This window comes from Marinobacterium sp. YM272 (assembly GCF_050908845.1).
Taxonomy (GTDB): Bacteria; Pseudomonadota; Gammaproteobacteria; order Pseudomonadales; family Balneatricaceae; genus Marinobacterium_D.
In genome coordinates, this window is the sequence record NZ_CP194171.1 from 1,803,708 (window position 1) to 1,816,463 (window position 12,756).

The window sequence follows — 12,756 nt, forward strand, 5'->3', positions numbered from 1 at the left end:
AAGGGTCGCCTAACTGGCCTGATCGCTGGAGAGCGGTCGCAGCGCCAGCTGTTTGTCGCTCTGGCGGCAGCCGGCGAACATATCCAGCTGCGGCTGGTAGACGTCGGTGGAAACCTGCATCAGGCCCAGCAGTGAGTGGGGCAGGTTATCCTGGCTCAGCGCCCTGTCTTTAAGACCCTGCAGACAGGCCTGATCGATACCGCGGCTGTTGCGGAAACTCTCGGATGACCAGAACACCATCGGTACATGTTTCTGCGCATCCGGCGCCAGCAGCCAGGGCATGCCGTGCAGATAGACATTGCTTTCGCCCAGGGATTCGCCGTGATCGGACAGGTAAAGCATGGCGGTGTTGTAGTTCGCCTGCTTGGCTTTCAGGTAATCGATCACGCTGGCGAGAAAGTGGTCGGTGTAGAGAATCGTGTTGTCATAGGCGTTAACGATATCGCCTGAGCTGCAGGTCTGCAGTTCGCTGCTTTCACACACCGGCGTAAATCTCTGGAAACTGTCCGGTACGCGCTTGTAATAGGCCGGGCCGTGGCTGCCTTTCTGGTGCAGCACCAGCAGTTTCGGGCCGTTATCGCTGGCCAGGAACTGGTCCAGTCTGTTCAGCATCGCCTGATCGAAGCACTCATCACCCTTGCAGTCGGCAGCAGTCACAAACTGCTTCGGCGCTTCACTGGGAATGCGTTCACACACGCCTTTGCAGCCCGAGTTGTTATCACGCCAGAGCAGATCGACATTGGCGGTATTCATTACATCGAGCACATTGCTCTGAAACAGCGCCTTGGTGTCGTCGAACTTGTCCCGCCCCAGGAAGGAGAACATGCAGGGCAGGGAAACGGCGGTGGCGGTGCCGCAGGATTCCACCTGGCTGAAGCTGATCACGTTGCGCTGCTCCAGCTCCGGGTTGGTATCGCGATCATAGCCGTTGAGCGAAAAGTGGTCCGCTCGGGCGGTTTCGCCAACCACCACCACCATCAGATCGGGTTTCGCTGTGCCAGTGACCTGACGCAAGGGGCTGGGGATGTGGCGCGCATCGGCGCCAAGCACCTCGAAGCTGCGATCTACCGGGTCGTAGGCACCGGCCAGGTAGCGGCCGCCGTAATAAAGAAAGTTGGAGGGCACCGCCAGATTGCGCACCTCGCGGTGGTTGCGGAACAGGGAGGAGTAGTCCTTATATAAAAGCCCCGCGTTCAGACCGATCAGCGCCAGGCAGGCGAACAGGTTGGCGGACTGCAGTGCCAGCATACGCACCGGCGCGACCTTTTTGATCGGAATCAGCACGAAGATCAGAGCCGGCAGCACGCCGGTCAGCAGCAGGTGCAGGATCAACCCGGAGCTGAGCAGTTCACCGGCCTCGGCCATATCGGTCTGAAACAGGTTCTGCACCATCCCCTTGTCGATGACGATACCGTAACTCTGCATGAAATAACTGATCGAGCTGGAGCTCAGAATAAGAAAGATCGCCAGCGGCTTGATTAGCAGGCGCCAGCTCAGCATGCCCATAAACAGCTGTAGCACGGCATAAATAAAGCTGAAAAACGCCAGGGTAAATCCCCAGCGTTTCAGATCGCTGGGATAACTCTGATCGAGAATAAGTTGCCACAGCGGACCGTTGTACAGCAGGGCCAGAGTCAAGGTCAGCAGCGCCGAGTAGGTCAGTGGGCTCAGCGCAGGTAGGGCGGGAAGCCTGAATCGGGTCATCTTCGAAACCTGAGATTGATAACGATGGTGAGACAAAGAGTAGAGAAGTCTGTGTGAGCGGAACGTGAAAGCCAGATACCGGGCAGGAAAATCCATGTTTAAAATCAAAATCAGGTTTTGAATTTCTAGTGAAAAATCAAAATTAAATATTGAATATTTCTTAAAACATCAAAATTAAAATTTGATTAATCGGTTGTTATTCAAAATTAAATATTGATTTTTTAGTTTGGAAAAGACATGAAAGTTTTTTGACTCGCTAATTGGTAAGCGGCAAAAGTTTTCACATTAGGCAAATCTATAGTTTTGAAATACAAAGATTTTGCCCTTTAGAACGGCAAAATCCTGCCGATAGTAAGGAATATGCCTTTGTTGATTTTTTAATCAGCACTGCGCAATACTTGCCTCTAACAAGTTTTCGGGAATCGTTTTTTAGCGCTGGCCTGTAAATTGCTTGAAACTCTCGGGATACAGATCCCCAAGGATCATTTCAGATATCCGGACACGGACGAATATGACGAACGCAAATAACATGATAGTGGCGCTCGATATCGGTACATCGAAAGTGGTGTGCCTGGTTGGTGAAATCACACCGGGCGGCGATATCGAAATTGTTGGTTTCAGCTCCCAGCCATCAAGGGGATTGAAGCGTGGCGTCGTCGTTAATATCGAATCCACGGTCGAGTCGATTCAGCGCGCCGTGGAAGAAGCGGAGCTGATGGCGGGCTGTAAGATCCACTCGGTCAGTGTCGGTATTGCCGGCAGCCATATCAGCAGTATGAATTCCCACGGTATCGTCGCGGTGCGCGATCGCGAGGTTAATGACTATGACCTGGAGCGGGTAATTGATGCCGCCCGCGCGGTAGCTGTGCCGGCGGACCAGAAGATCCTGCATATATTGCCGCAGGAATACCTGATCGATAATCAGGAGGGCATCCGGGAGCCGCTGGGTATGTCCGGGGTGCGACTGGAAGCCAAGGTGCACCTGGTGACCGGTTCCATCAACGCTATTCAGAACGTTGAAAAGTGTATCCGTCGCTGCGGCCTTGAAGTGGACGCGGTTGTGCTGGAGCAGCTGGCATCGAGCCAGGCGGTGCTCACCGATGATGAGATGGATCTCGGCGTCTGCATGGTGGATATCGGCGGTGGTACCACCGATATCGCCGTCTATACCCATGGTGCGATTCGCCACACGGCGGTGATTCCCATCGCCGGCGACCAGGTCAGCAACGATATCGCCATGGCGCTGCGTACGCCCACCCTCAATGCGGAACAGCTGAAGATCAAGTACGCCTGCGCTCTGGCCCAGCTGACCCGGCCGGACGAGGTGATCAAGGTCCCCAGTGTCGGCGACCGGCCTGCGCGCGATCTTTCACGCCAGGCGCTGGCCGAGGTGGTTGAGCCGCGTTACGAGGAGCTGTTCAAGCTGGTGCAGGCGGAACTGCGCCGTTCCGGTTTCGAGGATCTGATCGCCGGCGGCATCGTGCTGACCGGCGGTACCGCGAAGATGGAGGGGGCGGTCGAACTGGCCGAGGAGATTTTCCATATGCCGGTGCGGTTGTCGCGGCCCCAGGGGGTACGTGGCATGGAAGAACTGCTGCGCAACCCGATTTATGCAACATCGATCGGCCTGTTGCACTACGCAAAAGAATCCATGGGTGCGGTGGAATCCGCGCCCTTGGCGGCGAGAACACCGGAAGAGTTGGATTCCGCCAGCCGTTTTCAGTTTCCCGATATGTTCGGCCGCATGAAGGCTTGGTTGCAGGGCAATTTTTAAGCAGCTACCGACAGCAGTGCTGAAAAAGGGAAAGGCTTTTATTTTTAATTAAGTGCAGTAACCCGACGCAGAATCGGGAAGTTAAAAAACCTGGAAGGAGATGCAGACATGTTTGAACTGGTTGATAGCGTACCGCAGAGTGCAGTTATCAAGGTGGTGGGCGTCGGTGGTGGCGGTGGTAATGCTGTCGATCACATGGTGACTTCAGAAGTTGAAGGGGTGGAGTTCATCTGTGCAAACACCGACGCCCAGGCGCTAAGCAAGCTGGCCGCGCGCACCGTGCTTCATATCGGCGGTGAACTGACCAAGGGACTCGGCGCTGGCGCCAACCCTGAGGTGGGTCGTTCTGCCGCCATGGAAGACCGCGACCGCATCGCTGAGTCACTCTCCGGTGCCGATATGGTGTTTATCACCGCCGGCATGGGCGGTGGTACCGGCACCGGTGCTGCACCTATTGTTGCCGAGGTTGCGCGTGAGATGGGGATCCTGACCGTTGCCGTGGTCACCCGTCCGTTCCCGTTCGAAGGGCGCAAGCGCATGAAGATTGCCGATCAGGGCATACGTGAGCTGCAGGAAAGCGTTGATTCCCTGATCATCATCCCGAATGAAAAACTGCTGCCGGTACTGGGCAAGAATTGTAGCCTGATACAGGCATTTGGCACCGCCAATGATGTGCTGAAAGGTGCTGTTCAGGGGATTGCCGACCTGATTATCCGTCCGGGCATGATCAACGTGGACTTTGCCGACGTACGCACCGTGATGTCCGAAATGGGCATGGCGATGATGGGTACAGGAACCGCGCGCGGTGATAGCCGTGCCGAGGAAGCGACATTGGCTGCCATCAACAGCCCGCTGCTGGAAGATGTGGACCTGAAGGGTGCCAGCGGCATTCTGGTCAACATTACCGCCGGCATGGATCTGGGGCTGGGCGAATTCTCTGAAATCGGTGACCTGGTTGAAGAGTATGCGTCCGATAACGCCACTATTGTAGTGGGTACCGTTATCGATCCGGATATGGCCGAAGAGTTGAAAGTGACCGTGGTTGCCACCGGCCTTGCCAAGGCGGAAAGCGCTGCGGTACGCGTAGCCAACGGTGACACAACTGCCACCACTGCCCGCAGTCGCGCAAGCGCCTCTACCACCACCGACTTCGCGCAGATGGAGCTTCCTACCGTGATGCGTAACCGCCAGAACGAAGAGCGCACCGTGAAGAAAGCGGAGCAGGAACCTCAGGTGGAGATGAAACGTACCGGTACCGACGATATGGACTTTCTGGATATCCCGGCGTTTCTGCGACGCCAGGCCGACTGAGTCTGAACCCTTAGCCTAACTGAAGCGGTCTTCGGACCGTCCAGGTTTCCCGCCTGATTTCTGCATTTATCAGGCGGGTTTTTTCGTTTCTTCAATTTGGCAGGCGTCACTTCCCGGACGCAGGCCCGCCAGTTCTATGTACTGGCCATGCTGCTGCAGGAACGCCTCCGACAGCTCGAAACTGGCTTTCTGTCGGCTTAAGGGGCAGGTGAAACTCAGGCCCAGGGCCCAGAGCTGCAGTCCCGCCGGGTGTTTGTTGCCCTGACCGTACCTGGGATCACCAATGACCGGGTGGTCTATTCCTGCCAGGTGGCGGCGGATCTGATGGGTTCGTCCCGTATCGATCTGCACCTCCAGTTCCGACATGTTAGCAACGGCATCGAACGCCAGACGGCGATAGCGGGTGTGTGCCCGTTTGCCATCCAGTCGCGCGTCCACGCTGCCTGCGTCCGGCGTGTATCCCAATACCCGGGTGCGGTAGATTTTATCCACCTGATTGTCACGAAACAGCGCAGAGAGCTGGGCGGCAATCCCCGCCTTGTGAGCTATAAGTACCAGGCCGGCGGTTTCCCGGTCCAGCCGGTGAACCGGAAAAGCGGCGCGTTTGGGCTCAAGCTGCTGTTCCGCGATTCGCAGCAGCGACAGATGATCGCCGTAATCGTTGCCCTGGGAGAGAATACCGGCGGGCTTGAACCAGACCGAATAGGCGCGAGCATCGTGCAGGCAGATAGGTGCGTCAGCGGTGCGCGACAGCAGTTCGGCATCATAGAACAGCACCAGCTGGTCATCTTTTTTGAGTACCTCGGTGGCCTTGCGCAGTCGCTTGCGGTTGCGCCCGCGTCGCAGCCACACGGCGCCCTTGGTCATGGCATCCTTGATCCGCTGCTTGGGCAGTCCCGAGCCTTCGGCCAGGTAGTCGACCGCTTTACGGCCGCTGTTCTGAGCGTCGATGGTGCGCTCCAGTGTCAGTTTCATCGAACTCAGGCTTCCTGTTTACGTGCCACCAGCACAAATTCACGATTACCGTCGCCGCCCAGAACAGGGCTGTCGGTGTAATCGAGGATAGTAAATCCAAGGGAGGTCAGTTGGCTTTCAATTTTATGACGAACCTCGGGGTAGAGTGAGGCGTCACGTACTATCCCGCCCTTGCCGATATGTTCGGGCCCCACCTCAAACTGAGGCTTGACCAGGGTGAACAGCAGTCCCCCGGGTTTGAGCAGAGCGGCCAGTCCATCCAGTATCAGCGTCTGGGAGATAAAAGAGACATCCATCACTGCCAGATCGAACGCCTGTCCGTCGTTATGGGGCAGTATATCCCCGCCCAGGTTGCGGGCGTTATAGCCTTCGATACAGATAACGCGCGGATCTTCGCGCAAGGCTTCGGCGAGTTGGTCATGCCCCACTTCGATGCCGACCACCCGGGCGATGCCGTGCTGCAGCAGACAGTCGGTGAAGCCGCCGGTGGATTGACCCACATCGAGGGCGGTCAGGGAGGTCAGGTCTGGCGCGAAGGTTTTCAGCGACGGCAGCAGCTTAAGCGCCCCGCGGGAAACGTACAGGTCGCTTTCGTCAGTCTCGATCTCGATCGCTGTTTCCGCCGGCAGCTTCAGCCCCGGTTTCTGCGCGACCTGCCAGCCTCCGCTGTCGACTTTTACCCGTCCTTCCTTGATCAGCCGTTGCGCGCGGGCGCGACTGGCCACCAGGCCTCGTTCCACCAGCAGTATATCCAGGCGTTGCATCGTTTGATCCGAATTGTCGAAAGCGGGCAAGTATAGCGGGTTTGCGGGGGGAGGAGTATGCGAGCGACCCGGTCGGGTCGCTCGCGCAGCCTGAGGTGACCGGCTTAGTGTTTCGCGAAGTATTCGCGGGTCAGCTTGAAGACCACCGGGCTCAACAGGGCCAGGGCGATCAGGTTAGGAATCGCCATCATCGCATTCAGCGTATCGGCCACCAGCCAGACGAAGTCCAGGCTCAGTGTGGCACCCACCGGAATTGCGATAATCCACAGCACACGGTAGGGCACGATCGCCTTCACGCCGAACAGGAATTCGACACAGCGCTCGCCATAGAACGACCAGCCGATGATGGTCGTAAAGGCAAAGATCGCAAGTGAGATCGCCACCAGGTAGTTGCCAAATGACGGCAGTGCATGGGCAAAGGCGGCGCTGGTCAGGGCTGCGCCTTGCTCTCCGCCGGTCCAGACACCAGAGCTGACGATAACCAGACCGGTAATAGAGCAAACGATCAGGGTATCGATAAAGGTACCCAGCATGGCCACCAGGCCCTGACGCACCGGATCGTGAGTCTGAGCCGCAGCGTGGGCGATAGGGGCAGAGCCGAGGCCTGCTTCATTTGAGAAGATGCCCCGTGCCACACCGAAGCGAATTGCGGCCCAGACAGCAGCGCCGGCAAAGCCACCCTGTGCAGCAATCGGAGAAAACGCATGGGTAAAGATCAGGCTAATTGCGTTGGGCAGCTCAGCGGCATTGATAGCCAGAACAATAAGACCTGCGACGATGTAGGAGATCGCCATAAACGGTACCAGGGCGCCGGCTACGTGACCGATGCGCTGGATACCACCGAGCAGTACAGCACCTACCAGCACCATGATCACAACGCCGCTGGCCCAGGTCGGGATGGCAAAGTTGGTTTCCAGTACCGATGCCACGGAGTTGGCCTGTACGGTGTTGCCGATACCGAAGCCGGCGCAGGCGCCGAAGATGGCAAAGACCACACCCATCCAGGCCCACTTCTTACCCAGGCCGTTACGGATGTAGTACATCGGGCCGCCGACGTGCTTGCCACGCTCGTCGGTTTCGCGGTATTTCACCGCCAGAACCGCTTCCGAGTACTTGGTGGCCAGGCCGATCAGGGCCGTGATCCACATCCAGAACAGCGCGCCCGGGCCGCCCAGAAAGATGGCCGTGGCAACACCGGCGATATTACCGGTACCGACGGTAGCCGACAGGGCTGTCATCAGCGCCTGGAACGGAGGTATTTCCCCCTGGGATTCGTCGCCAGCGGACGCTTTACGTCCACTCCAGAGAAGTTTGAAGCCGGTACCTATCTTCAGGATAGGCATAAGTTTCAGGCCAAGGGAGAGGAAAAAACCTACGCCCAGGATAAGGATTAGCATCAACGGACCCCAGACGATACCGTTGATGCTTGAGATTAGCGATTCCAGTGCTGCCATGGATAAATCTCCACAAAATTTTGTTATCAGCCGACGAAATCTGATAGTTCGGTTATTTTTATGGTTTATATCGCTGCCGATTAAAAAATAAGTAGCGATAAGACGTCGATAGCCGGCCATCCTATAGAATTAATAACTGCCATGTCTACCACGGACAGGCATAAAGTATAGTTTAGACTGGGAGAAGAGAGAGGAAATCGCGGAAAGAAGAGGGAAACTGGCTAAATAACGCGGTTAGGTAAGGAGAAGGGTGCGGGAGACCGGGTTCAGTCTCCCTGGGGGGTGATGTCGGTTGGCAGTACAGACTGCTCCTTGACCTCTTCCATGACGATATAGCTTTTCGAGTTTTTCACGCCGGGGAGGGTCAGCAGCATCTGGCCGAGCAGTTCGCGGTACTGCGACATGTCGTGCAGCCGGGCTTTAAGCAGGTAGTCGGCGTCGCCGGAAACCAGGTGGCATTCCAGGATGTAGGGCAGGCTTTCCACGGCGCGGTTGAATTTCTCGAATGCGTCGGGCGACTGGTAAGAGAGTGCAATCTCGACAAACACCAGCAGATTGTAGTCGAGCATATCCGGGTTGAGGCGGGCGTGATAACCGGTGATGACGCCATCGCGCTCCAGGCGTTTGACCCTTTCCATGCAAGGGGTGGTAGAGAGACCCACGCGGTCGGCCAGCTCAGTATAGGAGATACGTCCTTCCTGCTGCAGAATCGTGAGGATGTTGCGATCGATTCTGTCGAGCTTTCTTGCTTTTTGTGTTTGGGCCATTTTTTAGATTGATTCTCTGAAATAATTCTAATTGTTGGGTTATTTTAGCGAGTAATCTTTAAATTCACAAAAAAAAGTTCTTCGACATGGCTTAGAATAATTTTTCTGCGTGGCGCCGCGTTTACCGTGAAAACGATCCCGTGAATGCTACAAGATCACCCGGTTACGTGCATCTTCTGCTGTTATGGCGTGTTTGGCTGTGCGACACGTCGCGTATATGGGCTGACAGGGCAGGGGGGCTTGAGCGAAGATACCTGCCTCAGGTCCTCCGCCGCATCCTGAACCCATATCTAAGCGTTAGTTAAAGGATAGATTATGTCCAACAAGAGCATCATTTCTACCGACAAGGCCCCGGCTGCGATCGGTCCTTACTCCCAGGCCGTGAAGGTTGGCAACACTGTGTACATGTCCGGCCAGATCCCGCTGGTGCCTGAGACCATGGAAGTCGTCACCGAGTCTTTCGAAGCTCAGGCGGTACAGGTATTCGAGAACCTGTCAGCGGTCGCGACCGCTGCCGGTGGTTCTCTGGGCGATATCGTCAAACTGACCATCCTGCTGTCCGACATGGATCACTTCGGCAAGGTCAATGAGGTGATGGAGCGCTACTTCAGCGAGCCTTACCCGGCCCGCGCCGCCTACGCGGTGAAGCAGCTCCCCAAAGGAGTTGATGTCGAAATCGAAGGCGTACTGGTTACCGGCGAGTAATCAGTCCTGGCGGAGGAGGATCTATGAGTCGAAAAGTACGTGCCGAGGTGGATCTGGCTGCGATCCGGTACAACTATGATCTGGCCCGTCGGCAGGCGCCGGCGGCCCAGGCAGCAGCGATAGTCAAAGCGAACGGCTATGGACACGGTGCTGTTCAGGTTGCCAGCGCCCTGGAGCCGGATGTCCCGGCATTCGGGGTCGCCTGTATCGAAGAGGCGCTTGAGCTGCGTGATGCCGGTATCGAGAAACCGATCATGCTGCTCGAGGGCTGCTTCGACGCGGATGAGCTGGAGCAGGTGGACAGCCTGAACTTCTGGCCCGCGGTACACAGTGAACACCAGTTACAGGCACTGGAAAGCGCAACGTTTAAAAATCGCTTTCCGGTGTTTCTGAAAATCGATTCCGGCATGCATCGCCTCGGTTTTCAGCCGGCAGAGGTGGCCTCGGTTGTGGCCCGTCTGCAGGCGTTATCCTGCGTCGCTGAAGTGATTCTGATGACGCACTTCGCGCGCTCAGATGAGCCCCAGGAGGGCGCCACCCGGCATCAGCTGGAGGCCTTTGCGTCCATCACCGGCGCCGAGGGGCTGGCGGCCTGCCTGTCCAACTCCGCGGCCGTAATGGCCTGGCCCGATGCGCACCGTAACTGGCTGCGCCCCGGTATGATGCTGTACGGCGCCACGCCGTTCCTGGAGCCCAACGCGGTAGCTGATCAGCTGCAGCCGGCGATGACGCTGACCACGGAAGTGATCGCGCTGCGTGATGTGGAGCCGGGCGAAGCGGTTGGCTATGGCGGCACCTTTGTCTGCGAGCGGCCCACCCGCATCGCAACGATCGCCATGGGCTATGGTGACGGTTACCCGCGTCACGCCAAAAACGGCACGCCGGTGGTGATTCACGGTCAGCGCGCCGCCGTCGCCGGGCGGGTGTCGATGGATATGATGACCATCGATGTGACCGATATTCCGGGCGTCGAAATCGGTGATCGCGTCGAACTGTTCGGTAAGCAGTTGCCGGTGTCGGAAGTAGCGGTCTGGTGTGACACCATCCCCTACACCATGGTGACCTGCCTGACGCCGCGAGTGCCGCGCTATTACAGCGAATAATTGCGCTGCAATCTGATCAGGAGCGGTTGAGCAGTTGAATTAGCAGTTGCTTGACCGTTTCCGGTTCGAACGGCTTGTCCGCCAGGGCATCCACACCCGACTGACTGATCGCCTGCAGATGAGCATCCTGAGCTTCAGAGGTGACCATCATGATCGGCAGGTGGGAGTAAAGTGGTGACTGGCGGATGAATTCCGCCAGTTCAGCGCCATTGACTTCCGGCATGTTGTAATCGGTCACGACCAGGTCAACAGTTTCCCGCTGCAGTGCGGCGATCGCCTCTCTGCCATCCTCCGCTTCGATGAGGTGGCGTATCCCGAGATTTTCCAGTACCCGCATGATATGGCGTCGGGCCAGCCGGCTGTCATCGACCACCAGTGTCCGCACGCTGTCGATATCGAGGCTGGTCAGGTCGAGCTCGTTCTGATCCAGCAGATCCAGCGTGGCGTTGAGCGCGGCAACAAGGTGAGTGTGGGAAAAGGGTTTGGGCAGGATGGCGATGGCGCCAGACTGTTTGAAAAACTCCAGCTGGCTTCTGCGGCGCTCACTGGAGATCAGCATGAACGGGATGTCGTTCTGGGTTTCGCTGCTACGCAGCGCCTTCAGGAGCTGGTCGGCGGAGCCGTCATCGTAGTAAAGCGCGCTGATAACCAGGTCCGGGTGGTGCCGGTCGAGGAGGGCGAGTGCCTCGGCCTGTGTCGCGACGGCGTCGACCTCCGTGACCTGTTCCTGTGCCAACTGCTGCATGATGATCTTGCGCTGCATGGCAGAGGGCTCGATCAGGAGAATATGCAGATCATCCGTGTTGAGGCGGCTCATTCTGTATAACCTGGTTACTGTGTCCGATTGTGAACACAAACATAACCTCAGCCACCGCTCAACGCTACCTCAAACCGGTCAGGCAGTGACCCAGATCACCATCGCGTCCTGCTCCGACACGGATACCAGTGCGTGTCCCATTTCGCAGTCGTAATAGGCGCTGTCCCCCTGGTTCAGCAGGGTCGGTTCATAGAACTCCGTATAGAGCATCACCTGGCCTTCCAGTACGTAGAGGAACTCCTCGCCGTCGTGCCTTACCCACTCTTTATAGTCTTTGAAGTCGCGGGCCCGCACGACCGTGCGATAGGGGATCATCTTTTTGCGGGTCAGACTGGTGGCCAGCAGTTCGTGCTCGTAGGTGGGGGTGGGGTGGGGGCGTCCCTCGCTGTAGCGGGTGATATCCCGCCGGCCACTGCCGCCGCGCTCCAGGTTGGGCTGGGTAAACAGCTGCGGCATATCGATACCCAGACCGTTGACCAGCTTGGTGACCGCACTGAAGGTGGGGGAGATCTGATCGTTCTCGATCTTTGACAGGGTGGAGCGGGCCAGACCTGTCAATTTGCTGGCTTCTTCCAGTGTCAGGCCCTGGCTCAGGCGGATCTCGCGTACCCGCTGGCCCAGCTGCAGGGGCTCGACGCGGGCGTCGGTCTCCGCGCGCTCCACCTGCAGGGCCTGTTTATCGTGCTGAAGAAAGTGGGGCTGGTCAGGCATCAAACGCTCCGATGAGGAAATGTCTGGCTATTAAAAGAAACAAAGTTTCCAGTAGTATACCTCTCCCCGGCCGCGTGATCACCACATCAGATCATCAGGGATCTGGTAATCGGCATAGGGATCGTCTTCGGCCGGCGTTTCCGTCTCGGGAGCGGGCAGGACGATACCGGGCATACGCTGCTCGATACGCTCGACAATGTCAGCCGGTATCAGCGTGTAGCTCTCCTCCAGAACCGCGATGCGCAGCTGCCCGCGGGCCAGCTGGTTGAGCATGCCGTCGTTGACCCACAGCGACTTGATCGTTTTGCCGTGTACGAAGTTGTAACGGGTTTCCGCTTTCTCCGGTAGCGCAACGCGGTGCTGGTTTATCAGCTGGCGCACCTCCGCCGCCGCGGCTTTCTGTGCCTGTTCGGCCTGGCGCTGGCGGTTCAGCTCGCGATCTTTTTCAGCCTTGGCCTTGCGGGCTGCATCAAGGTCGGCCTGCTGTTGACCACTGTTTTCTGGAGCCGGGCTCTTTTTCTGCTTCTTTTTTGCCTGTTTGGCTTTTTTGGCCTGCTGCTTGTTGGCAACGCCAGCCTTGAGTAACTGGTCCTGAAGTGAAATTGCCATCCCAAAACTCCGAAAAAATCTGATGGGGCGACTATACCCCATTGGTGATGAATGGTCGCTGC

12 protein-coding genes are annotated in these 12,756 nt (G+C 57.4%); 4 read left to right on the forward strand and 8 right to left on the reverse strand.

All coding sequences use genetic code 11. The features are described from left to right. Positions 1 to 9: 9 nt before the first annotated feature. Positions 10 to 1,704: a phosphoethanolamine transferase gene (locus tag ACQUQP_RS08090; protein ID WP_432698287.1), complete on the reverse strand. Its 1,695-nt coding sequence runs from the start codon at positions 1,702 to 1,704 to the stop codon at positions 10 to 12. A gap of 511 nt (positions 1,705 to 2,215) precedes the next feature. Between ACQUQP_RS08090 and ftsA the strand changes: the two genes are divergently transcribed. Beyond that, a complete protein-coding gene (gene ftsA, locus ACQUQP_RS08095; protein ID WP_432698288.1) occupies positions 2,216 to 3,478 on the forward strand; it encodes a cell division protein FtsA in 1,263 nt (420 codons plus the stop codon). 108 nt (positions 3,479 to 3,586) lie between these two features. Further along, a complete protein-coding gene (gene ftsZ, locus ACQUQP_RS08100) occupies positions 3,587 to 4,789 on the forward strand; it encodes a cell division protein FtsZ (protein WP_432698289.1) in 1,203 nt (400 codons plus the stop codon). A 69-nt stretch (positions 4,790 to 4,858) separates the two neighbouring features. Here ftsZ and ACQUQP_RS08105 read toward each other — a convergent pair whose 3' ends face one another. The 4 genes from ACQUQP_RS08105 to ACQUQP_RS08120 form a co-directional block, all read right to left on the reverse strand. Continuing rightward, entirely contained in the window at positions 4,859 to 5,764 is a 906-nt protein-coding gene (locus ACQUQP_RS08105; RefSeq protein ID WP_432698290.1) for an RluA family pseudouridine synthase, read from the reverse strand. A 5-nt stretch (positions 5,765 to 5,769) separates the two neighbouring features. Further along, on the reverse strand, positions 5,770 to 6,528 hold the full coding sequence (locus ACQUQP_RS08110; protein WP_432698291.1) for a TlyA family RNA methyltransferase: 759 nt from the start codon (positions 6,526 to 6,528) through the stop codon (positions 5,770 to 5,772). A gap of 104 nt (positions 6,529 to 6,632) precedes the next feature. After that, complete coding sequence (locus tag ACQUQP_RS08115; RefSeq protein WP_432698292.1) at positions 6,633 to 7,982, reverse strand: alanine/glycine:cation symporter family protein; 1,350 nt, start codon at positions 7,980 to 7,982, stop codon at positions 6,633 to 6,635. A gap of 266 nt (positions 7,983 to 8,248) precedes the next feature. Further along, positions 8,249 to 8,749 (reverse strand): Lrp/AsnC ligand binding domain-containing protein, encoded by a 501-nt coding sequence (locus ACQUQP_RS08120; RefSeq protein ID WP_432698293.1) that lies wholly within the window; start codon positions 8,747 to 8,749, stop codon positions 8,249 to 8,251. A gap of 315 nt (positions 8,750 to 9,064) precedes the next feature. Between ACQUQP_RS08120 and ACQUQP_RS08125 the strand changes: the two genes are divergently transcribed. After that, entirely contained in the window at positions 9,065 to 9,454 is a 390-nt protein-coding gene (locus ACQUQP_RS08125) for a RidA family protein (protein WP_432698294.1), read from the forward strand. Between the two features lie 23 nt (positions 9,455 to 9,477). Next, positions 9,478 to 10,557 (forward strand): alanine racemase, encoded by a 1,080-nt coding sequence (alr, locus tag ACQUQP_RS08130; RefSeq protein ID WP_432698295.1) that lies wholly within the window; start codon positions 9,478 to 9,480, stop codon positions 10,555 to 10,557. Between the two features lie 16 nt (positions 10,558 to 10,573). Here alr and ACQUQP_RS08135 read toward each other — a convergent pair whose 3' ends face one another. From ACQUQP_RS08135 to ACQUQP_RS08145, 3 genes are all read right to left on the reverse strand, one after another. Beyond that, a complete protein-coding gene (locus tag ACQUQP_RS08135; protein ID WP_432698296.1) occupies positions 10,574 to 11,374 on the reverse strand; it encodes a response regulator in 801 nt (266 codons plus the stop codon). A gap of 78 nt (positions 11,375 to 11,452) precedes the next feature. Next, positions 11,453 to 12,085 carry a helix-turn-helix domain-containing protein gene (locus ACQUQP_RS08140; protein ID WP_432698297.1) on the reverse strand — a complete coding sequence of 211 codons (633 nt, stop codon included), beginning with the start codon at positions 12,083 to 12,085 and terminating at the stop codon, positions 11,453 to 11,455. Positions 12,086 to 12,163: 78 nt separating this feature from the next. Continuing rightward, a complete protein-coding gene (locus ACQUQP_RS08145; RefSeq protein WP_432698298.1) occupies positions 12,164 to 12,694 on the reverse strand; it encodes a DUF2058 domain-containing protein in 531 nt (176 codons plus the stop codon). Positions 12,695 to 12,756: the final 62 nt, after the last annotated feature.